The organism is Candidatus Tokpelaia sp., from assembly GCF_008636115.1.
Classification (GTDB): Bacteria; Pseudomonadota; Alphaproteobacteria; order Rhizobiales; family Rhizobiaceae; genus QLZD01.
Genome location: NZ_QLZD01000031.1, coordinates 126,395 through 147,376, shown reverse-complemented (window position 1 = coordinate 147,376; position 20,982 = coordinate 126,395). Strand labels below are relative to the sequence as shown.

The following is a 20,982-nucleotide window of genomic DNA, read 5'->3' as shown; positions in this document are numbered from 1 at the left end:
CGGGGCAGGGTGAGCCGGCGAGGTTAAGCGGGGTGATAGCGGCGGAGTTTGAGTGGGACGGCGGTAATTGGCCGAAAGGCGGCAAACATGGGGTCAGCCGCGAAGAGGTTGAATATGTTCTGGCGCATAGATTATGAGAGATTCGCGACCCATATGAGATTGAGCGCCGCTTCCGCGCCGTAGGGAAGACAGATTATGGCTGCTATGTTTTTATTGTTTATACATTGCGCGGACAAAGAGATGAAGAGATAATGCGGCCGATAAGTGCCCGTTACATGCATGACAAAGAGGTGCACTATTATGAGCAAGACATTGAAAAAACCGTTTCCCGTTTTTCATAGTGATGAAGAAGCGGAACATTTTGTTGATACGGCCGATTTGTCGGAATATGATTTTTCCGGTTTCCGCCCTGTGCATTATGAATTCAGGAAAAAAGATGCCAGCCTGAATATGAAACTGCCGGCGCAACTGGCGGAAGAGGGCAAGGCCAAAGCGCGCGCTGCCGGCATACCGTTTTCGCGCTATATTCGCCTGCTGCTGGAAGCCGATATTAAGCGCAAACGCAGTATAGCGCTTTAATATAGCGATTTTATTAAAGAAAAAGGCGGCATTTATGCCGCCTTCCCCTATTTTACCGGCAAAACTTATTCGCCTTTATGATAAGGCGGATAATCAATATAGCCATCTGCCCCGCCGCCGTAAAAACGCGTTGCGTCCGGCACTGCCAGCGGCCAGCCATGCTCCAGCCGCGCCACCAGATCAGGATTGGCAATAAAGGGACGGCCAAAAGCAGCCAGATCCATTATGCCGTCTTTTATCCATTGTTCGGCGCGCTCGCGTGTCATATCGCCGGCAATAATAAAAGGTGTGTGGCGCAAATGCGCGCGCATATGGCGCAAAGTTGCGTCAAACGGCGCAGAATCGCTGGCCGTTACCCCCTCACGCGGGGCAGAGCGCGAATGATCCATAAAATGAACATAAGCCAGCTCGCGCCTGGCTAATTCTGCGGCCAAAGCGGTAAAAGTGGCATCAATTTCATCATGAATCGGCATATCAAAAACCTTGACATAAGGTGACAGCCGCAGCCCGGTTTTTGCCCGGCCGATACGGGCAATAACTGCGTCCACCACTTCCAGGGTAAAGCGCAGGCGGCCTGCCATGGTTTTGGCGCTATAGGCATCGGTGCGATCATTAACCAGCGGATTCATGAATTGATCGATCAAATAGCCGTTGGCGCCGTGAATCTCGACCCCGTCAAAACCGGCTTTAACCGCATTTTCAGCCGCATGGGCATAATCTTCTACTGTTTTGCCGATTTCTTCTATGGTTAAAGCGCGCGGCTTCGATACAGGGACAAGATTCGGCTTGCCCGCTTCATCATAAGCATAGGCTTTGGCACCTTTGGCAATTTGCGCGGTGGCGCTGACCGGCGCCTGGCCGTTTTCCTGAATGCTGGTATGCGACACACGGCCGACATGCCAGATCTGGGCAAAAATTTTGCCGCCAATATCATGCACACTATCGGTTGCCAGCCGCCAGGCTTTAACCTTTTCTTCCGTGTAAATGCCGGGGTTAAAAAGGTAACCCTGCCCCTGGCGGGAAATGGTGACGCCCTCACTGACAATCAGGCCGGCTGTTGCCCTCTGGGCATAATAAAGGGCAGTGCTTGTCGTGGCTTTTTCCTCCGGCGAACGGGCGCGGGTTAACGGTGCCATGACAATGCGGTTTTTCAGAGTGATACCGCCGGCAAGAGTGAAGGGAGAAAATAATTGCGACATAATACACCTTTCCATATTTAGCGATTTACTGTCTTTTCTACCCGGTTTGCGGCAAAATAACGGCAAATCTGCTGCCTGCCGCGGCGGGGCTTTTCTCCTATGTAAGCAGAGGGCGGAGCTGCTTAAAGAGGCAAAGGCTTAAAATAAATCTCCCTGTTCCGACACAGGTGTGCTGCGGCTTTTGCCCGGCTTTTTTTCCTGCCGCGGCTTTATCTCTGCCGGCAGTTTTTCCGCTGTTTGCACGCCCGGTTTTGTTGTTATCGCCGCCACTGTCGCCGTGCCGTCAGCAAAGCGCAAGCCCAGTTCCTGCCCCGGTATCACTGCCTGCACCCGGCGGACAAGCGCGCCCTTCTGGTCAAAAACCAGGGCAAAGCCGCGCTCCAATATATTCTCATAAGACAGGCTGTGCAAAAGCCGCGCCGGCATGGCCAGTTTTTGCCGCTGTATTGCCCTGTATTGCCGGAAATTATGCAGCAAACGCGCCGCCAGATTTTGGCATAAATGCCGCTTTTCTGCCAAAGGTCGCGTGATAAGATAAAAAGAGACCTGCCGCGCCGCGCCGGCAAAAATACTGCGTTTATACTGCACGGCCTGCAACAGCGCCCGGCCAAGACGGCGGCTTATATCATCAAGCTTGCGCCGCGGCTCAGAGAGCAGCCGGTCAAGGCCGGGAAAAGCGCGGGAAAGTGCGCGCAAATTTTGCTGATTTTGCTGCAATAGCCGCCTGTTGGCCCGGCCAAGCCGTGCCTGTAAGGCGGCAAGATCTGCCGCCAGCCCGGCTTTGACCGGCACTGCCATTTCTGCGGCGCCGGTTGGCGTTGGCGCCCGCCGGTCAGCGGCATAATCCAGCAATGTCCAATCTGTCTCATGGCCAATAGCAGAAATAATCGGCAAAGAAGATTGCGCCGCCGCGCGCACCAGATCTTCATCATTAAAGCCCCATAAATCTTCCAGACTGCCGCCGCCGCGGGCAATAATCAGCAAATCCGGGCGGGGTATAGCGCCCGGGTTGGACGCTATACTCTGTGGCGGCGGGCGCAAGGAAGAATCCGCACCAGGGCTGCCTCTTGTCGCCGGGTGCGCGCCGGGTGCCACCAATAGGGAGCCGGGCGAGGCAGGCTCCGGCTCCGGCGCCGCATCAGCAAAAATGCCGGGCGGCGGGGGTAATAAAGGTGCTGTCCCCGGATTGGCAGGCAGCAGGGGGGATAAATATTCCGGCAAAGCATTAAAACCGCGAATAGCAGCGACGACTTCTGCTCCTGTCGTTTCTCCCTGCACCCGCACCGGCCAAACAAGAATATGCAGCGGGAAACGGTCTTTGATACGATGAATAATGTCGCGAATCACTGCCCCGGTGGGCGAGGTAATAACGCCGATGACGCGCGGCATAAAGGGCAGGGGCTTTTTGCGCTCTGTATCAAACAGGCCCTCTTGCGCCAGTTTTTGCCGCCGCGCTGCCAGCAACGCCATCAGCGCACCTTCCCCCGCCGGCTCAAGCTGCTCAATAATAAGCTGATATTTGGAAGAGCCGGCATAGCTGCTTAAATGCCCGGCTGCTATTACCTCAAGCCCTTCTTCCGGCTTGAATTTCAGGTTTTGCACGGCGGTACGCCAGATCACCGCCTCCAGCCGCGCTTTATCATCTTTCAGGGCAAAATAGGCATGGCCGGAGCTATGCGGGCCGCGATAACCGGAAATTTCACCCCGCACCCGCACATTGCCGTAAGTTTCTTCAATCGTCTGGCGCAAAGCGCCGGAAATTTCCGATACAGTAAATTCTGTCGCATTGGATTGGGGCTGCATCTTGCGCATAGGCTCTCTCTTTAAACGTGCCGGATCAATACGCATATTCGTGAAAAAGCGGCGCAACCGAATTTTCCCACGAGCCGTGATAGCGGCTCAGCATTTGCTCCGCTACAGTTTTGCCGCCGGCGACAATTTCTTCCAGCGGGGCGAGGAAACAGCTTTCATCAGCGCCGGTCTGGTTAAATTGCGCCCGATTCTTCAAGCCTTTGCGGGCGATTTTCAGCACTTTTCCAGCCAGTTTCTGCAAATCAGTGCGTCGAAACCCGGTCTTTAAGGCCAGTTGCGGCACGCTATTGCGCACAGCCAGCACTTCCTCATACGACCAGTCGCGGGTCAAAGCCTCGGCCTCACTGAGCGCCGTATCATCATAAAGCAGGCCGGCCCAGAAAGCCGGCAGGGCGCAAAGATTGCGCTGCGGGCTGCCATCGGCGCCGCGCATTTCCAGAAAACGCTTCAGCCGCACTTCCGGGAACAAAGTGGATAAATGATTGATCCAGTCACTCATTACCGGCTCAGCCTCTTTGGCAGAAAATTCTTTTGTCAGCTCGCGGCGCAGAGCGCCGTTTAAAAACTGGCGAAAACTGGCATTGGTGGCGTTGTAATAATGCCCGCGGCGCAAAACAAAATACATCGGAATATTGAGCGCCCAATCGACATAATCGGCAAAGCCGAAAGAGGGAGAAAAAATAAAGGGCAAGAGCCCGGTACGATTCTTGTCTGTATTGCGCCAGATTTCCGAACGCCAGGATAAGAGGCCGCAGGGCCTGCCCTGACGAAAGGGGGAAGAGGCAAATAAAGCCGTGGCCAAAGGCTGCAATTTCATCGCCACCTGCATTTTGCGGCGCATATCGGCCTCATCGGCAAAATCCAGATTCACCTGCACAGTGGCGGTGCGAAACATCATATCAAGCCCGCTTTTCCCCATTTTCGGCATATAATCTGCCATAAGTTTATAGCGGGATTTGGGCATATGCGGCGTTTGCGTCAGGCTCCAGGCCGGGCTTGCTCCCACCCCCAGAAAGCCGATACCTATCGGCTCGGCAATATGCTGCAACTGCGCCAGATGAGACTGCACTTCACGGCAGGTCTGGTGGACATTTTGCAAAGGCGCGCCTGAAAGCTCAAATTGCCCGCCCGGCTCCAGCGAAATGGCACCGCGCCCGGCGGGGTCAAAGAGGCCGACAATCCGGCCGGCATCAATAATCGGCTCCCAGCCCAGCGCGGCCTGCATGCCTTGCAGCAAAGCGCGAATACCCTTGGCCCCGCCATAAGGAACAGGGCGATTGCCCTCGCGATAAAAGGGAAATTTTTCATGCTCCGTGCCGATACGCCATGCGGTTTTTGCTTTGCCGCCGCCGGAGAGATAAGCAACCAAATCACCCAAACCGTCAATCGGCCTGTTATCTATTATGTCCCGTGCCATAAATATCCTGACTATGCCAAAATAGTGCCGGCAGGTTTTGCCAGGCCTGCTTTATCCTCCCTCGTCTATGGTAGAATTTTTTTCCCAATATGCAAGCCTTTCGCCAAAATTTGCGGCTGTGCTGTCCTAATTGGGAGGTTTTGCCTATATATAATATTTTACTATTGGTATATAATAAAAATGTAATTTTACATTATAAGAAAACAGGATTAGGCTGACATTTGCAAGGGAAGGGAGAGCAGGCACAAAAAAAGCTGTTTTCCTGCAAAAAATCACCCCGGCGGCCGGTATTTTATGCCGAAGCCGGACAGAGCGGAGGAAAGGCGATGACAGATAATAAGATGACTGAAGCAAAAGCAAAACGCCCGGTATTGACAACAACAGCAGGTTCCCCCTGGCCGAATAATCAGGATTCGCTGACTGCCGGTGTGCGCGGTTCGGTATTGGTGCAGGATTATCAGTTGCTGGAAAAACTGGCGCATCAAAACCGCGAGCGTATCCCCGAGCGCACAGTGCATGCCAAGGGCTGGGGCGCGCGCGGCAAGCTGCATATTACCCATGATATTGGCCGCTATACCAAAGCCAAAGTGCTGAAAAAAGGCGCGGTAACGCCAATGCTGGCGCGCTTTTCCACTGTTGCCGGCGAGCTGGGCGCTGCCGATGCCGAGCGTGATGTGCGCGGCTTTTCGCTGAAATTTTATACGGAAGAGGGGAATTGGGATCTGGTCGGCAATAATACGCCGATCTTCTTTGTCCGTGACGGCTATAAATTCCCTGATTTTATTCATACGCAAAAGCGCCACCCGCGCACGCATTTGCGCTCTAATACAGCTATGTGGGATTTCTGGTCGCTGTCGCCGGAAAGTTTGCACCAGGTCACCTATTTAATGGGGGATCGCGGCCTGCCGACTGACCCTATGCACATGAACGGTTACGGCTCGCACACATATTCTTTATGGAATGAGAAAGGTGAGCGCTATTGGGTGAAATTTCACTTCAAAACCGAGCAGGGGGTAAAATTCCATACCAATGAAGAAGCGGCTGAAATTATTGCCGGCAGCCGTGAGAGTTTTCAGGAAGCCTTGTTCAACACTATTGAGAGCAAAAAATTCCCGCGCTGGAAGTTCCAGATTCAGATTATGCCGGAGAAAGAGGCCGAAAACCTGGCCTTTAACCCGTTTGATTTGACCAAAGTCTGGTATCATGCCGATTATCCGTTGATTGATGTCGGTTATTTTGAGCTTAATCATAATGTGGACGATTATTTTGCCGAGATAGAGCAGGCGGCGTTTTCGCCCTCCAATATTGTGCCCGGCATTAGCTGGTCGCCGGATAAAATGTTGCAGGCGCGCGTTTTTTCTTATGCTGATGCGCATCGCTATCGTCTGGGCGGCAATTATGAGCATATTCCGGTTAATCAACCGCGCTGCCCGGTGCATAATTATCACCGTGACGGGGAGATGAACACAGTTGGCGGCAATCAGCTTGGCGGCAATGTCAATGCCTATTATGAGCCGAATTCCTTTAACGGCGCTTTTGAAGATAAAAGCGCGCAGGAGCCGCCTTTGCGTATTTGCGGCGATGCTGCCCGTTATGACCATCAGGGTCGGGGTGATGATGATTATTTTCAGGTGCGCGCTTTGTTTCATGTCTTTGATAAAGGTGAAAAAGAGCGGCTCTATAATAATACCGCCGATGCCATGAAAGGCGTGCCGGATTTTATTATTGAGCGCCAGCTCGGCCATTATGCCAAAGTGGATAAAGCCTATGAGCAAGGTGTGCGCGCGGCGCTTAAGGATAAATATAATTTCGGCGGCAAGCGTAATGATTTATAAAAATCTGTGAATTTACGCATAAAAGCAAGTGTAAATTTACCGGAAATAGTTTATTTTACGCCAGAATAGTGCTGCCGCTATTATGCGGCTGCCGGCGGAATATTGAACAGGGGAAGGTGATTACTCTTTTCAGGCAGGTTTCATCTGCCTGAAGCCGGTGACATTCTTTTCACAAATCGAAGCAGGCGATTCTCCCCTCCCCCTCCCGCCTGCTTCGGTGGCGGGTGTGCCTTTGGGCCGCCCGCCTTTTTTCTGCCTGGCTATGCTCCCCCCGGTGGGGCAGCTTTATGGCCGAAAAGCCACACTCAGGCAATAAAATCGCCGGCCGCGCTTTCTCCTGTCACTTTGCCGCCTATTTATCCTGCAAAGAGAAAAAATTTGTCTGGTTTTTATTGATTCCCTTTCCTATTGATTTGATTGTGTCGGTGCGCGTTTTATCGCCTGGAATATTTCAGGCTATTGCGATCACGCTTTGCCGCCATACAAGTGTTGTTTTTTTGACACTGTCCGCAAAAGTGTGCTGTGGACTGCTTCAAATTATGGCAATTCAGTGTTGACAAAGGGCAAAAATCTAATATTCAAGACAAATTCACATATTTATCTGGCATGCTTTTATGCAATATTTCGGGAGAAGAGGGTAATCTGATGCAATTTCCGGCCAAAAAATCTGCCATTTCCTGCGCAATAGCGTTTTTGAGTCTGTCATCTGCGGCTCAGGCGGCAGATATAGTGACAGAGCGGCCTTATGCTGCTCCAAGAATTGAAGAACGGGCGGGGCCGTGGCAGGTTCGTGCTCGCGTTCTGACCGTAATACCGAAAGACGGCGGCTCTGTTCACGCTGCCGGTCTGGGCAAACTGGCCGATACCGGCCTTGGCTTTTCCAATAGTGTAACGCCAGAGGTGGATTTCAGCTATTTCTTTACCAAAAACATTGCTGCCGAGCTTATTCTGGGCACAACCCGCACGAAAATCAGCGGCAAGGGCGCAACCATGAAAAGCCTGGGTCTGGGGCGCCGGCTGGGCAAAACCTGGATCTTGCCGCCCACTTTGACCCTGCAATATCACATAACCAATTTTGGCAAATTCCAGCCTTATATTGGCGGCGGCGTTAATTATACTTTCTTCTATAATGAAGGTAACTGGGCGCTGGATAATGTGACAGTAGACGGCACATGGGGCGGGGCTTTGCAGTTTGGTGTTGACTATATGTTCACCAAGCATTGGGGCTTTAATATTGATGCCAAGAAATTGTGGCTCAATACATCTTACCATGCCAGGCTGAAAGGCAATACAATTTTGGGTGCTGCCGGAGACGGCACACGCATTACCGGCCGTGCCAAGCTTGACCCATGGTTGCTGGGCGCCGGTATTACTTATCGTTTCTGATAAATTGCGGGGCGGGCTGGGGTAAGCACGGGTTTTCTCGCGCTTCCGTCCAAGAGAGGGGAACGGCAATGCTCTGTTTCAGGCGGGCATTGCCGTTTTTGCGTTTTGTTTCTCTTATCCGTCCGGTTGCGGCCCCGTTTATGCTTGTGCTGCAATTCCCCGGCGGCGGTGAGGCTTTATTTGCCCAAAAGCGGTAAAATGTGAGAGCGGCTTTCTCCTGCTGCGCCATTGCCGATTTTATGGACAGAAGCAGCCTCATTGCCTGTAATCGAGCGGGCAGTGAGGGTGGATATTGTCTTTCGCCTGAGTGAGGCGGCAGGGGGGGGTATTGCCGCGGCCGCCGCATTATAAGCTGATAGCGACTTCACCTCTTTTCACGATGAGCTATATTCGGAGCACCATCGCGCAAGACAGAATGATTATCGCGGCTTGAGCGCGTTTTTCGGTCAGCTATACTCAGCCGTCCACTTGCCCACCTGGTCTTGATGTTGCGGTTTGACCGCGTTTTGCTTGGCTTACGCGCGCCCTTTCGGTTTGCCTGGCTTACGCGCGCCCCTTCAGTTTGCCTGGCTTGCGCGCGCCCCTTCGGTTTGCTTGGCTTACGCGCGCCCTTTCGGTTTGCCTGGCTTACGCGCGCCCTTTCGGTTTGCCTGGCTTGCGCGCGCCCCTTCGGTTTGCCTGGCTTACGCGCGCCCCTGCGGTTTGCTTGGCTTACGCGCGCCCCTGCGGTTTGCCTGGCTTGCGCGCGCCCCTTCGGTTTGCCTGGCTTGCGCGCGCCCCTTCGGTTTGCCTGGCTTGCGCGCGCCCCTTCGGTTTGCCTGGCTTACGCGCGCCCCTTCGGTTTGCTTGGCTTGCGCGCGCCCCTTCGGTTTGCCTGGCTTGCGCGCCCCTTCGGTTTGCTTGGCTTGCGCGCGCCCCTTCGGTTTGCCTGGCTTGCGCCGCCCCTTCGGTTTGCCTGGCTTGCGCGCGCCCCTTCGGTTTGCACGCTCCGCGCGCCCCTGCGGTTTCTGATGAGCTATACTACACGAAATTTATAAGTATAAGTGTGCGTTTTAGCCAGGCTGCATTCTATATATTGCGGCATGACTGCGTTTTTCGATTGGCTATAATGCGCGGCTTGCAGTTTTACGCGTCTTTTGGCAATTACGCCGCAGGTGATGACAGGCTTCCCAAATATGGGGCTGTTAATTATACCTGATTATATCTTGCCTGAGAGAATAGTGGCGCGACCGCAAATGGCGCCGGGGTCGCGAATGGAAGATGAGCAGGAAGCGTCTCAACGCTGCCGTTTTTAAAATTCCGCCGTGCAATAAAAATGCGGGCGATAAGGGGGGAGAAATTATGCCCCGGCTTTGCCCGGCGAAATCTTGCCCGGCAGCGGGCAGGAGGCTGCCGCAGTCAGTAAGATACAGCCAGGCGTAATTACCGCTTTTGAGCATTATCTTGCAGTGGAAATGCGGGACGAGAGCAGATTTTCTGCATAGGCCATATGAACCGGCCTTGATGGCAACAGCGGCAGGTAAGAAGCTGCCGCAATCAGTAAGAGATATAGTCAGGGATAATTATCGCTTATGCGAGGTGGCCCGGCGGCAAAATCACGGGCGGCGATAAAGAAGAGGTTCGCCATATAAAGGGGCGATACGGGCTATAGCCCGTTGTAAAGATTCGATACACACAGTCATGGAAGCGCCACTGGCATGAATAATATGCTGTTTATCGCGCAAAATGGCAACATGGCCGCGCCAGAATACCAGATCGCCGCGCTGTAATTTGCCTGAATTATGCGCATTTGTTAGCACTGTGCCGATAGTGGCAGCCTGCATATCGCTATCGCGCAAAACACGCCGCCCGGTCATATGCAGAGCCAGCTGCACCAGGCCGGAGCAATCAAGGCCAAAAGCGGAAGTGCCGCCCCAAAGATAGGGGGTATGCAGCAATGTTTCTGCTATAGTAACATAATCTTCGGCGAAATAATCCAGTTTCCGGATATGGCCGGCAATAATTGCTTCACCTGATTCCAGCAAAGCATAATCTGTGCCGCGCCGCTCTTCTTCACCAATAATAGATAAAACACTGCCCATGGATAAAACCTGAGTCGGCGCGGCGTGCATATCTGCTTTAGAATATAAAAAGCTGCGCGGCACAACCAGTCTGTGAGTCGGTTTTTCCTCCGGCCGGGTGGTTTTGGCTGCCAGCGCCTTTTCTTCAACATAACCGACATAAGAATCATTTGCCGCCTGCACCCAAGCATAGCCGCGGCGGCGCTCAAAAACCAGAACTTCCGCGCCGTAAAGCAACTGTGTTACAGCTCCGGGAAGAGCCGGCCCGCTACCGGCACTCTCTTGCTTTCTGCCGGTTTTTTGCCGGTTTTTTTGCGGCGGTTGCCAGTAAATATTGGCGACAGGCACGACAATACGGGTTTTTACCCCCTGGACAAAATATTGCGCTGCCACTTTACCCTGCAAATCTTTATTCGCCAAATCGCGGCGCCAGGCATTAAGCCGCGGATCCGGCGGGTTACTTTCCAGCGGATTGGCAGGCAGTGCCAAAGCCGGTTGCCGGGTTTTACGCTTATTCATCGGAAAACTCCCCTTATCGTCAATATGTGATAGCCAAAATTGCGCCGGCCTAGGGCTTTTGCCGCGCACCAACAGGCTGTCAGGCAGCCAAAGGCGCTTAGGCCGGGTCATTTGGCCGGCAGCACTGTAATCTGTCTTGATAAAGCAGGCTATAATTTGCGCAAAGCGACAGTTTCAACCAGATGATTGGCTCCTTTATGCAAAATAAGGTCGGCGCGCGGGCTTGTCGGCAAAATATTTTGCTCCAGATTAGGCAGATTTATCGTTTTCCACAAATTGCCGGCAATAGCCAGGGCCTCTTTTTCCGGCATGGCGGCAAATTCGCGGAAATAAGATTGCGGGTTTTGAAAGGCTGTCTGCCGCAGGCTTTTAAAACGATCAATATACCATTGGTAAATTGTTTGTGGCTCAGCATCAATATAAATGGAAAAATCAAAAAAATCAGAAACAAAAGGCAGGCCGCGCCCCAGCAAAGTATTGACCTGCAACACATTGACGCCTTCTATTATCAAAATATCGGGCCTGTCAATAATTTGTCGTTCCTCTTTGACAATATCATAAGTCAAATGCGAATAAAGCGGCGCCGGCACACGGCAAACGCCGCTTTTGACCGCAGAGAGAAATTGCAGCAGCTTTTTGGTATCATAACTTTCAGGAAAACCCTTGCGCTGCATTTTGCCCTGCGCCCGCAAAACGGCATTAGGGTATAAAAAACCGTCTGTGGTCACTAAATCTACCTTGGGGCAGGCGGGATTGCGCTGCAATAATTCCTGTAAAATGCGGGCTGTGGTAGATTTCCCCACGGCGACAGAACCGGCAATGCCAATAATAAAGGGAGGCATTGTGCCGGGCCGAGGAGGCAAAGCCGCCTGGTGCAGAAAGCGGCGGCGCTCATATTGCAACAGGTGGCTTGCTTCTATATAGCAGGAGATAAGTCGCAGCAGCGGCAGGTAAATGCGTTCTGCCTCATCAATATCCAGCGGGTCGCCGAGAGAGCGCAGGCGCTTGATTTCATCAAAGCTGAGGTTTAACGGCGCCTGACCGCGAAATTGCGCCCATTCTGCTGCCGTAAACAGGCTAAAAGGCAAATATTTGCTGTGATAGCCGCCGGGAGAATGATTTTTGCGGCGCCCGGCCTGCTTTTGCGCTGAAGCGGCTATTGTCATGAGCGGATAATCTTTCTGAGCCGGGTGCAGATATATCCCGTAAATTGCAATATTGCCCTGTTTGCCGCATTTGTCACTGAGATGGCAATTTGCGGCAGGCTTTGAGATTCTTAGCACAGCCAGACGCAAGAAAAAACAGCAAAGCTTGAGTTTTGCCGAAAAAATACCTAAATAGAGCAGGATTGCCGGCGCCGGCCGGCGACAGCCGGCTTGTAGAGGGGTTTGCCGCCGAAAGCCGGCATGTGGGGGAGTTTGTCGGCGAAAGCCGGCTTTGGGGTATAAAATCTGCCGCGACAGCAGCAGATTGGGCAGTTTTCGTGTTTGTCCCGGTTGAGAGAAAACGGGTATAAGGCGCAGATTCAGGAGCTTGGGCGATGGAACATAAAGAGGGCACGATTTACGGCACCACAATTCTCACTGTGCGCCGCGGCGATAAAGTGGTAATAGCCGGTGACGGTCAGGTATCGCTGGGGCAGACTATTATGAAAGGCAATGCCCGCAAAGTGCGCCGTATCGGGGCGGATAAAAATGTGCTTGTCGGCTTTGCCGGGGCTACGGCCGATGCCTTTACCCTGCTGGAGCGGCTGGAAGGCAAGCTGGAGCAATATTCGGGCCAGTTAATGCGTGCGGCGGTAGAAATGGCCAAAGACTGGCGCACAGACCGCTATTTGCGCAAGCTGGAGGCGATGATGCTGGTGGCTGATAAAAATATCAGCCTGGCCATAACCGGTGTGGGCGATGTGCTGGAGCCGGAAAACGGCATTATGGCCATTGGTTCCGGCGGTAATTATGCTCTTTCGGCAGCGCGCGCTCTGGCCGATAATACCGATATGACGGCAGAAAATATTGCCCGTAAGGCCATGCAGATTGCTGCCGATATTTGTGTTTATACCAATAATAATTTTGTCGTTGAAACGCTGGAAAATGTGCAAAATGCGGCCAGTGGGGACGCCGTGGCATAAAATGCCGGGCCGCTATTGTCAGCTCTGTTGAGCATTTTCTTGATTTTGGGAAAGTTTGGGATTTATGAGCAATACATTTTCTCCGCGTGAGATTGTTTCTGAGCTGGATCGTTTTATTATCGGCCAGAGTCAGGCTAAAAGGGCTGTCGCTATTGCCTTGCGCAATCGTTGGCGGCGCCAGCAGTTGACAAGCCCGATGCGTGAAGAGGTTATGCCGAAAAATATTCTGATGATTGGCCCGACCGGGGTTGGCAAAACCGAAATTTCGCGCCGTTTGGCCAAATTGGCGGGTGCGCCTTTTGTCAAGGTTGAGGCGACAAAATTTACTGAAATCGGTTTTGTCGGTCGCGATGTTGAGCAGATTATCCGTGATCTGGTGGAAATTGCAATTAAACTAGTGCGCGAAAAACAGCGCGATCTGGTGCGCGCCAAAGCGCAGATCAATGCGGAAGAGCGGGTTTTGGAAGCGCTTGTCGGCAAAAATGCTTCCCCCGCCACGCGAGAATCTTTTCGTGCCCGGCTGCGCGAGGGCGAGCTGGACGATAAGGAAATTGAAATTGAAGTGGCGGATAACAGCGCAAGCGCGCCGTCTTTTGATATTCCCGGTATGCCGGGCGCGCAAATGGGCATTATGAATTTGTCGGACATTTTCGGCAAAGCCGGCAATCGCACCAAAAAGCGTAAAATGAATGTGCGCAAGGCATTTAAGCCGCTCATGGAAGATGAATCGGATAAATTGCTTGATGAAGAGCAGATTATCCAGGAGGCTTTGCGCGCAACCGAGGAAGACGGCATTGTCTTTATTGATGAAATTGACAAAATCGCTCTGCGTCAATCCAATAATAATATGACCCCGCGGGAAGGGGTGCAGCGCGATTTGCTGCCGCTGGTGGAGGGCACATCGGTGGCCACCAAATATGGGCAGGTGAAAACCGACCATATTTTATTTATCGCTTCCGGTGCCTTCCATTTATCCAAGCCTTCAGATTTGCTGCCTGAATTGCAGGGAAGGCTGCCGATAAGGGTGGAGCTGAATGCGCTGACGCGGGACGATTTTCGCCGTATTTTGACAGAGCCGGAAGCCAGCCTGATCAAGCAATATATTGCCTTGATGGCGACTGAGGAAATAGAGCTGGAATTTACTGACGGCGCCATTAATGCGCTGGCCGATATTGCGGTGGATTTAAACGCCAATGTCGAGAATATTGGCGCGCGGCGGCTGCAAACTGTAATGGAGCGCGTACTCGATGATATTTCTTTCACCGCGCCGGACAGAGCGCAGGAGAAGCTGGTGATTGACGCCGATTATGTGCATAAAACCTTGAGCAGCCTGGCCGGCAATAAGGATTTGTCGCATTATATTTTGTAGCCTTGCCTGTTATTGGCTATTGGCCGGCGGCTGTCCGGGGCTGCTGAAAGTTTATGTGGGTGAATAAAAAAGCGCTTTCCAGGTAGGGCGCTTTTTGTTTATAACCGGCAGCGCCTGGGACAGGCAGCAAAATTGCCGCGCCCGATTATTGACCAAAGCGGGATATTGCCTGGCCGGCCTGATTCTCAATGCCGTAAACAGAAGGCAGACATAATGCATTTGGGCGTGTTTTTTCCTTTGTATAAAGCCCGTTTTTTTCATGCTTTAAGGACAGGCTGCGCCTTGGCTGCCGTGTTTTTGCCGCTTGCGCGTGGGCCGGCATTATCCGGGCAGGCTTTGGCCAAAACTGCGGCAGAGGGGAGTGGGGCTGCGACAATCGGCCCCAGCGGCCTGCCTTTGCCGCGCTTTGTTACCTTGAAATCCAGCCGTGTGAATATGCGTATCGGCCCGGATCAAAATAAATATCCCATTAGCTGGTCTTACCGGCGGCAGGGGCTGCCGGTGGAAATTGTGCAGGAATATGATAATTGGCGGCGTATTCGCGATAGTTCCGGCACAACAGGCTGGGTGAATGCGGCGCTGCTGGCCGGCAAGCGCGCCGCCATTATTGCGCCGCAGCGGCAAAGCGGCCTGCTGCCGCTTTATGCCGAGGCTAACAGCAATAGCGCTGTTATTATTGAAGCCGAGCCGGGAGTTATCGGCGCACTCCGCCATTGCAACGGCCAATGGTGCGAATTGGAAATTGAGAAAAAACGCGGCTATATTCAGCAAAATCTGCTTTGGGGCGTTTATCCGCGCGAAGTGATAAAATAAGTTCATGGTGCCTGACAGCCGCCCAACCCCGCCGGTTTTGCCTGCCCGCCGCTATTGCTTATTTAGGCTCCGCCTTGCGGCTGTTTGCCGCTGCCTTGCGCCGCAATTTTATCATCAGGTCAATCTGGGCAATTTCCATATCTTCCGGCGGCGGCGGCAAATTGCTGATAAGCGGCGCGCCGTTTTGCCCGGCGGGCACATCAATAATCCTGCGTGTTTCTTCCAGATAAAAATGGTGGTGATCGGACAAATTCGTATCAAACCAGCGTTTTGAGCCTTCACCGATAATAATGCGCAGCAGACCCGCTTCATGAAAGCAGTGCAGGCTGTTATAAACTGTGGCCAGCGACAGCTCCAGCCCGTTATGCACAGCTTCCTTGTGCAAATCTTCTGCGGCAATATGCCTGTGTCCCTGACCAAAAATCATCTGCGCCAGCGCCAGGCGCTGTTTTGTCGGCCGCAAACCGTGCAGGCGCAATGTCCTGGGCAGGTTTTCGCAGATTCCCGGCGGTAAATGACTGGGCATGAGAGCTGTCTTTCATTGAACTGGCGGGGCAGACAAAAGACGCCGGCGGTCAAATCTGCTCGCCGCCCGGCCTTATTTGCGCCCCTTTTCCCCCGTTTATAATACGCCGCCCGGCATCGCTCAAGAAAATATTGCCGAAGCAGGCTTGTCCTCTGCGGTTTTTCGCATAAAATTTACAGTGTTTATATTTTACTTGCGGCGTTGTTTTGTGCTAGGACAAAAAGAGAGAAAACTGTCTGCCTTGCACGATTGCAACCGCCTTGCCTGGAGTCTATGGCAGAGACAGAAAAACGGAGTGATAATGGCTGAGCAAAAGTCAAACTACACTTATGAAGAATTGCTTGCCTGTGCCCGCGGGGAGCTTTTCGGCGAGGGGAACGCCCAGCTTCCGGCGCCGCCTATGCTTATGTTTGACCGTATCACTGAAATAGCCGCAAGCGGCGGTAAAAATGATAAAGGCGTGGTTCGAGCTGAACTGGCTATCAAGCCGGATATGTGGTTTTTCCAGTGCCATTTTCTTGGCGATCCGGTTATGCCCGGCTGTCTGGGGCTTGATGCCATGTGGCAGTTGACAGGTTTTTTTCTTGGCTGGCTGGGTGAGCCGGGCAGGGGCCGCGCTTTATCGAGCGGCGAGGTTAAATTTACCGGCATGGTAACGCCGCAAACCAGGCTGGTGGAATATGGTCTTGATTTAAAACGCATTTTGCGCGGGCGTCTGGTGCTGGGCATTGCCGATGGCTGGCTAAAAGCTGATGGCGAGCTGATTTATACCGCCAATGATTTGCGTGTCGGCCTGTTTAAAAAATAATGAGCCTTTGTCGGCGCCGGATCCTGGCGGCCGGCAGGTTTTGATAAAAGCGCCGGCTCTTTGCCCTAAGAGGCTGCCGGCCGGAAAAGCGTTGACAGAACAGGCAGGCCGGGGGTGGCGGATTTGCTGCCGGCCGGTGATTTCCCCTTAACGGGGCGGTGTTTTAAGGAGAGATTTTATGCGTCGTGTTGTGATAACGGGGATAGGCATTGTTTCTTCTCTCGGCAATAATGTGGCGAATGTGCTGACTTCGCTGCGTGAGGCGCGTTCCGGCCTTTCCTATGCGGCAGAATATGCCGGGCTTGGTTTTCGCAGCCGCGTTTATGCTATGCCTGAGGTTGATATAGAGTCGCTGGTTGACCGGCGCTCTATTCGCTTTCACGGCCGCGGCACGGCGTGGAACCATATTGCCATGGATCAGGCTATTCTTGATGCCGGGCTGGAGCCGGCAGAAATTTCCAATGAGCGGGTAGGGCTTATTATGGGTTCGGGCGGGCCTTCCACCCGCACAATTTTTGAAGCCGGGGTGACAACGCGGGAAAAAGGCTCACCCAAGCGTATCGGGCCTTTTGCCGTGCCGAAAGCCATGTGTTCCACCGCTTCGGCAACGCTTTCTACTTTTTTCAAGATTAAGGGCGTTAATTATTCCATTTCTTCGGCTTGCGCCACTTCCAACCACTGTATCGGCAATGCTTATGAAATGATTGCCTATGGCAAGCAGGACAGGGTTTTTGCCGGCGGCTGTGATGATCTGGACTGGACTTTGTCTAATTTGTTTGACGCTATGGGGGCGATGTCTTCCAAATATAATGAGACGCCGCAAAAAGCCTCGCGCGCTTATGACGCCAATCGTGACGGTTTTGTTATTTCCGGCGGCGGCGGCGTGCTGGTGCTGGAGGAGCTGGAAGTGGCAAAAGCGCGCGGTGCCAAAATTTATGCTGAAATTGTCGGTTACGGCGCTACTTCTGACGGCCATGATATGGTAGCGCCTTCCGGTGAGGGGGCAGAGCGCTGTATGCGGCTGGCGCTGGCGCAGGTGAAGGGGAAAATTGATTATATCAATCCGCATGCCACTTCTACCCCGGTTGGCGACCCGCCGGAGCTGGAGGCTATTCGCCGAGTCTTCGGCAATGAAGATAAATGCCCGCCGATTTCGGCCACCAAATCCTTGAGCGGCCATGCTTTAGGCGCGGCGGGGGTGCATGAGGCGATTTATTCGCTATTGATGATGCAGCATAATTTTATTTGCGAAAGCGCTAATATTGAAGAGCTGGATCCGGCTTTTGCCGATATGCCGATTTTGCGCCAAAAGCGCGATAATGTTGAGCTGAATACGGTTTTATCCAATACATTCGGTTTTGGCGGCACTAATGCCAGCCTGGTTTTGCAGAAGATTTGAGCGTGACAGGCCGCACAACAGCCGATAATGAGCGGTGAAGGCGGAAGCCGCCGCAACGGAGTGAAAAATATATGAAAGCTTTAATGAAGGGTAAGCGCGGTCTGATTATGGGTGTTGCCAATGACCACTCTATCGCCTGGGGCATTGCCAAAGCGCTGGCGGCGGAAGGGGCAGAGCTTGCCTTTACCTATCAGGGAGAGGCTTTCGGCAAAAGGGTAAAGCCGCTGGCCGACAAATTAAAAGCGAAATTGCTGCTGCCCTGCGATGTGGAAGATACGCAAAGCCTGGACGCGCTGTTTGCCGCGCTGGCTTCAAGCTGGGGCAGGCTGGATTTTATTGTCCATGCTATTGGCTTTTCGGACAAAGCAGAGCTGAAGGGGCGCTATATTGATGTCAGCACGCGCGAGAATTTTAGCCGCACTATGGTGATTTCTGCCTATTCCTTGACGGAAATTGTCCAGCGAGCGCTGCCTTTAATGAAGAATGGCGGCACGGTTTTGACCTTGACCTATGGCGCTTCCATGCATGTGGTGCCGAATTATAATGTCATGGGCATTGCCAAAGCGGCGCTGGAATCGATGGTGCGTTATCTGGCGGCCGATTGCGGGCCGCAGGGCATTCGCGTTAACGCTATTTCCGCCGGGCCGGTGCGCACTTTGGCCGGCAGCGGCATTGGCGCGGCGCGGGCTATTTTCAGCTATCAGCGCCGCAATGCGCCGCTGCGCCGCACAGTAAATATTGATGAGCTGGGGCAATCAGCCTTATATTTGCTTTCCGATATGTCTTCCGGTGTGACGGGAGAAATTCATTATGTCGATTCCGGCTATAATATTATCTCCACCCCCAGCCTGGAAGAACTAAGCCAAAGCGTTGAGGCGCGGGGAGACGGGGAATAGGTGCCGGCAGGGCATAGGGCTGCAAGAGGTTGCCGGCGGTGATTTTACCGCCTATGGGGCAGCGCTCTTCTGGCGCTGCGATAATCACCTCGGCATAAGCTATTGAAAAACTTACCATGCCTATTAAAAAAGCCGCTTCAAGCGGCTTTTTTAATAGTGAATATTTACAGTATCGTATCATGAAATCGTTTACGGAGTCTTTGCTTGGCTTGATGGTGATTTTTTGGTTGCATTATTTTTAGCTTTCGGTACTGGCGAAGGGTATACGCCCTTGATCCAGCTAAGTTTAACTTCAAAACCCCAAGATTCCAGATTGCGCACAACTTTTTCTAAAGCCATTTTAGAAAAGAAGCTAAGTCTATCTTCTTGTTTTTCATTTATAATACAATATCGAACGATAGAACCTTGATATCCTTCCTTTATATGATGTTCTGGCTTCGAGATATGCTTATTAGCTGCTTTTCTGTATTCATCTTTGAATTGAACGTAAGATTCAGCAGATACCAAGCCTTGGTTCCATAAATGACTGAGGGCGGAGGCTCCTTCATTCGTTTTACAATGAATAAATTCTTGTTTCTTCTCCCCTTTTTCAGGAACAAAAATATCACAGACTTCAATTTTATCGGAATACAGAGTAATTTGTTTACTACTCTTGTCAAAATATTCTCCGCCTAAAGAATTACAATATATTTCATTGAATATATGCTCTTTAGGCGTAGGCTCCTTTCCTTTGGGAACATAAGTAGAAATTTTATCGATAGAATCCCGCTGTATCTCAGGAGTGATAGGTATAGAAACTTCTATTTCCTTTATTTTTCTATTAACGCGTTCAAATTTGTCTTTCGGAACTTCATACCAGTTTTCATGCGATAGAATATAATTTGTTCCGTTGTAATCTATTTCACCATATAAGCACCGAAAAACGCTCCACTCTTTTTTAGAGTCACCTGATCCGTCAAGAAGCTTAATGCTATCTTCTTTAAGGTTATCTAGGGTGGGGGTGCTGCGTAGAGCTAAATAATTCTTTAAATGTAAGTCATCATAATCGTCTGTTGTATCCGCGACTATCTGAATTTTGTCGATTTCACTCATATCAAAATCGTTTTCCGGCTCAAATAAAAAGAATTCATTTTTTGAGCCAAGAATCTGCTTTATCAATTCAGTATTTAATTCCTGTATAAGCGATGCATCATTGTCTTCATCCAGAGGAAATATATCCTTAAAAAGAGCTTTAATATCATCTTTATTTACCCTATAATAAACGTCCAGGGTTTCTTTTAGTCTAGTAGCCATTTGGTTCAAGTATGGCCTATCTGCTGTTTGGAACTTTATTTGGATAGATAGAGCTGCTGCTTTACCTATCATGCGCGTGAAATCTCCAAGAGTAATATTCTGTATGGAAATTTCGCTGACGGCTTCATTGTTTTCCATATAGGACGTCAGCCCGGTAAGTTCTATCTCTTCGTTGCTGTAGTAAATGCTTTTATTGATAGGATTCCCTTGGTTAACGCGACTTTGGCTGCTTTTTATATAAGCTTTAGCTTCAGCTAGAATTTTTGTTGCGGTATATAGCCCGAAATTTTTTTGTATCGCGGTTGATTCAATGTGGAAGCGCCCCAGTATTCCGTAATTTATAGCAAAAATCCTGTAACCTAAGGGGCTTTTAGTGCTGTTATTATCTTGAACTTTAATAAAAATAGTCAATCCAGAGGACTGATTAGACGGTTTAAATTTAGTAGGGCTGTTTTCTGGAAGAATAGTTGTTTTTATGTCTGTCAGCCACTTAGGAGGATGCTCCTCAGAGATGGTTGTATAGATTAAGATATCACTGTATCCAGGAATTGTTTCTGAATTATTTGAAACATAGCCTTTAATAAAATCAGCAGGATTGTTAAAATCACAACTAGCTTTAAGGAGAGTAATATTACATTTTATTTTTTCAGAATTTCTAGGCATGAGGTTATGTCCTCTTATAGCGCGAGATGACGCATATTAAGCACAAAATATGTCCCATAATATAACATTATTATATGAAGTCAAGTATTATTAACAATAAACAAGCGCAGGGGGAGCCGCGCTTGTTTTGAATCTATTGGCAAGCAAAAAGGGCGTTTATCGAGCTGTTATCGGCCTGTCTGTGTCCTTACTGTGGTTATTCTGGCACTGCGGCGCAAAAGCGGGATAAAGCCGCTCTTGCTGGTTTGGCTTTCGCCTCTGTTATCCCTATCCATAGCTG

At 51.4% G+C, this 20,982-nt stretch carries 18 protein-coding genes; 11 read left to right on the top strand and 7 right to left on the bottom strand.

Annotation, left to right across the window (positions count from 1 at the left end):
- Nucleotides 1–140 precede the first annotated feature (140 nt).
- Entirely contained in the window at nucleotides 141–341 is a 201-nt protein-coding gene (locus tag DPQ22_RS09195; RefSeq protein ID WP_305764092.1) for a BrnT family toxin, read from the top strand.
- A complete protein-coding gene (locus DPQ22_RS05590; protein WP_150213968.1) occupies nucleotides 301–579 on the top strand; it encodes a BrnA antitoxin family protein in 279 nt (92 codons plus the stop codon). Before DPQ22_RS09195 ends, DPQ22_RS05590 begins: the two co-directional genes overlap by 41 nt.
- A gap of 65 nt (nucleotides 580–644) precedes the next feature.
- Here DPQ22_RS05590 and DPQ22_RS05585 read toward each other — a convergent pair whose 3' ends face one another.
- From DPQ22_RS05585 to DPQ22_RS05575, 3 genes are all read right to left on the bottom strand, one after another.
- The gene (locus tag DPQ22_RS05585) at nucleotides 645–1,778 is read right to left on the bottom strand and encodes an alkene reductase (RefSeq protein ID WP_150213967.1); all 1,134 of its coding nucleotides are present in this window, start codon (nucleotides 1,776–1,778) and stop codon (nucleotides 645–647) included.
- 138 nt (nucleotides 1,779–1,916) lie between these two features.
- On the bottom strand, nucleotides 1,917–3,590 hold the full coding sequence (gene xseA, locus DPQ22_RS05580; protein WP_190323163.1) for an exodeoxyribonuclease VII large subunit: 1,674 nt from the start codon (nucleotides 3,588–3,590) through the stop codon (nucleotides 1,917–1,919).
- 25 nt (nucleotides 3,591–3,615) lie between these two features.
- Nucleotides 3,616–5,007: a glutamate--cysteine ligase gene (locus tag DPQ22_RS05575; protein WP_150213963.1), complete on the bottom strand. Its 1,392-nt coding sequence runs from the start codon at nucleotides 5,005–5,007 to the stop codon at nucleotides 3,616–3,618.
- A gap of 341 nt (nucleotides 5,008–5,348) precedes the next feature.
- On the opposite strand from DPQ22_RS05575, the gene DPQ22_RS05570 reads away from it, so the two are divergent.
- The 3 genes from DPQ22_RS05570 (at nucleotide 5,349) to DPQ22_RS09280 (ending at nucleotide 8,425) form a co-directional block, all read left to right on the top strand.
- The gene (locus DPQ22_RS05570; protein ID WP_150214108.1) at nucleotides 5,349–6,842 is read left to right on the top strand and encodes a catalase; all 1,494 of its coding nucleotides are present in this window, start codon (nucleotides 5,349–5,351) and stop codon (nucleotides 6,840–6,842) included.
- Nucleotides 6,843–7,487: 645 nt separating this feature from the next.
- Nucleotides 7,488–8,228, top strand: a complete 741-nt coding sequence (locus DPQ22_RS05565) for an OmpW/AlkL family protein (RefSeq protein WP_150213960.1) — start codon at nucleotides 7,488–7,490, stop codon at nucleotides 8,226–8,228.
- Between the two features lie 68 nt (nucleotides 8,229–8,296).
- Complete coding sequence (locus DPQ22_RS09280) at nucleotides 8,297–8,425, top strand: hypothetical protein (protein WP_256371566.1); 129 nt, start codon at nucleotides 8,297–8,299, stop codon at nucleotides 8,423–8,425.
- Between the two features lie 1,398 nt (nucleotides 8,426–9,823).
- Here DPQ22_RS09280 and DPQ22_RS05560 read toward each other — a convergent pair.
- Together DPQ22_RS05560 and coaA are read right to left on the bottom strand one after the other, a co-directional pair.
- Nucleotides 9,824–10,807, bottom strand: a complete 984-nt coding sequence (locus DPQ22_RS05560; protein WP_150213958.1) for an NlpC/P60 family protein — start codon at nucleotides 10,805–10,807, stop codon at nucleotides 9,824–9,826.
- 149 nt (nucleotides 10,808–10,956) lie between these two features.
- Nucleotides 10,957–11,973, bottom strand: a complete 1,017-nt coding sequence (gene coaA / locus DPQ22_RS05555; RefSeq protein ID WP_150213956.1) for a type I pantothenate kinase — start codon at nucleotides 11,971–11,973, stop codon at nucleotides 10,957–10,959.
- Nucleotides 11,974–12,347: 374 nt separating this feature from the next.
- Between coaA and hslV the strand changes: the two genes are divergently transcribed.
- The 3 genes from hslV (at nucleotide 12,348) to DPQ22_RS05540 (ending at nucleotide 15,117) form a co-directional block, all read left to right on the top strand.
- On the top strand, nucleotides 12,348–12,935 hold the full coding sequence (gene hslV, locus DPQ22_RS05550) for an ATP-dependent protease subunit HslV (RefSeq protein ID WP_150213955.1): 588 nt from the start codon (nucleotides 12,348–12,350) through the stop codon (nucleotides 12,933–12,935).
- Nucleotides 12,936–12,999: 64 nt separating this feature from the next.
- Complete coding sequence (gene hslU, locus DPQ22_RS05545) at nucleotides 13,000–14,304, top strand: ATP-dependent protease ATPase subunit HslU (protein WP_150213952.1); 1,305 nt, start codon at nucleotides 13,000–13,002, stop codon at nucleotides 14,302–14,304.
- Nucleotides 14,305–14,517: 213 nt separating this feature from the next.
- Nucleotides 14,518–15,117 carry an SH3 domain-containing protein gene (locus DPQ22_RS05540; protein WP_150213950.1) on the top strand — a complete coding sequence of 200 codons (600 nt, stop codon included), beginning with the start codon at nucleotides 14,518–14,520 and terminating at the stop codon, nucleotides 15,115–15,117.
- Nucleotides 15,118–15,175: 58 nt separating this feature from the next.
- On the opposite strand, the gene irrA is transcribed toward DPQ22_RS05540, so the two are convergent.
- Nucleotides 15,176–15,643, bottom strand: coding sequence for an iron response transcriptional regulator IrrA (gene irrA, locus DPQ22_RS05535; RefSeq protein ID WP_150213948.1), 468 nt, complete (start codon nucleotides 15,641–15,643; stop codon nucleotides 15,176–15,178).
- A 301-nt stretch (nucleotides 15,644–15,944) separates the two neighbouring features.
- On the opposite strand from irrA, the gene fabA reads away from it, so the two are divergent.
- The 3 genes from fabA (at nucleotide 15,945) to fabI (ending at nucleotide 18,746) form a co-directional block, all read left to right on the top strand.
- Nucleotides 15,945–16,451 carry a 3-hydroxyacyl-[acyl-carrier-protein] dehydratase FabA gene (gene fabA / locus DPQ22_RS05530; protein WP_150213946.1) on the top strand — a complete coding sequence of 169 codons (507 nt, stop codon included), beginning with the start codon at nucleotides 15,945–15,947 and terminating at the stop codon, nucleotides 16,449–16,451.
- Nucleotides 16,452–16,629: 178 nt separating this feature from the next.
- On the top strand, nucleotides 16,630–17,850 hold the full coding sequence (fabB, locus tag DPQ22_RS05525) for a beta-ketoacyl-ACP synthase I (RefSeq protein ID WP_150213944.1): 1,221 nt from the start codon (nucleotides 16,630–16,632) through the stop codon (nucleotides 17,848–17,850).
- Nucleotides 17,851–17,921: 71 nt separating this feature from the next.
- The gene (gene fabI, locus DPQ22_RS05520; protein WP_150213942.1) at nucleotides 17,922–18,746 is read left to right on the top strand and encodes an enoyl-ACP reductase FabI; all 825 of its coding nucleotides are present in this window, start codon (nucleotides 17,922–17,924) and stop codon (nucleotides 18,744–18,746) included.
- A gap of 189 nt (nucleotides 18,747–18,935) precedes the next feature.
- On the opposite strand, the gene DPQ22_RS05515 is transcribed toward fabI, so the two are convergent.
- Nucleotides 18,936–20,702 (bottom strand): DUF6119 family protein, encoded by a 1,767-nt coding sequence (locus DPQ22_RS05515; RefSeq protein ID WP_150213940.1) that lies wholly within the window; start codon nucleotides 20,700–20,702, stop codon nucleotides 18,936–18,938.
- Nucleotides 20,703–20,982: the final 280 nt, after the last annotated feature.

Coding starts and splice junctions, on each gene's coding strand:
- DPQ22_RS05590 (WP_150213968.1), top strand. CDS start 301: ATGAGCAAGACATTGAAAAAACCGTTTCCCGTTTTTCATAGTGATGAA.
- DPQ22_RS05585 (WP_150213967.1), bottom strand. CDS start 1,778: ATGTCGCAATTATTTTCTCCCTTCACTCTTGCCGGCGGTATCACTCTG.
- xseA (WP_190323163.1), bottom strand. CDS start 3,590: ATGCGCAAGATGCAGCCCCAATCCAATGCGACAGAATTTACTGTATCG.
- DPQ22_RS05575 (WP_150213963.1), bottom strand. CDS start 5,007: ATGGCACGGGACATAATAGATAACAGGCCGATTGACGGTTTGGGTGAT.
- DPQ22_RS05570 (WP_150214108.1), top strand. CDS start 5,349: ATGACTGAAGCAAAAGCAAAACGCCCGGTATTGACAACAACAGCAGGT.
- DPQ22_RS05565 (WP_150213960.1), top strand. CDS start 7,488: ATGCAATTTCCGGCCAAAAAATCTGCCATTTCCTGCGCAATAGCGTTT.
- DPQ22_RS09280 (WP_256371566.1), top strand. CDS start 8,297: ATGCTCTGTTTCAGGCGGGCATTGCCGTTTTTGCGTTTTGTTTCTCTT.
- DPQ22_RS05560 (WP_150213958.1), bottom strand. CDS start 10,807: ATGAATAAGCGTAAAACCCGGCAACCGGCTTTGGCACTGCCTGCCAAT.
- coaA (WP_150213956.1), bottom strand. CDS start 11,973: ATGACAATAGCCGCTTCAGCGCAAAAGCAGGCCGGGCGCCGCAAAAAT.
- hslV (WP_150213955.1), top strand. CDS start 12,348: ATGGAACATAAAGAGGGCACGATTTACGGCACCACAATTCTCACTGTG.
- hslU (WP_150213952.1), top strand. CDS start 13,000: ATGAGCAATACATTTTCTCCGCGTGAGATTGTTTCTGAGCTGGATCGT.
- DPQ22_RS05540 (WP_150213950.1), top strand. CDS start 14,518: ATGCATTTGGGCGTGTTTTTTCCTTTGTATAAAGCCCGTTTTTTTCAT.
- irrA (WP_150213948.1), bottom strand. CDS start 15,643: ATGCCCAGTCATTTACCGCCGGGAATCTGCGAAAACCTGCCCAGGACA.
- fabA (WP_150213946.1), top strand. CDS start 15,945: ATGGCTGAGCAAAAGTCAAACTACACTTATGAAGAATTGCTTGCCTGT.
- fabB (WP_150213944.1), top strand. CDS start 16,630: ATGCGTCGTGTTGTGATAACGGGGATAGGCATTGTTTCTTCTCTCGGC.
- fabI (WP_150213942.1), top strand. CDS start 17,922: ATGAAAGCTTTAATGAAGGGTAAGCGCGGTCTGATTATGGGTGTTGCC.
- DPQ22_RS05515 (WP_150213940.1), bottom strand. CDS start 20,702: ATGCCTAGAAATTCTGAAAAAATAAAATGTAATATTACTCTCCTTAAA.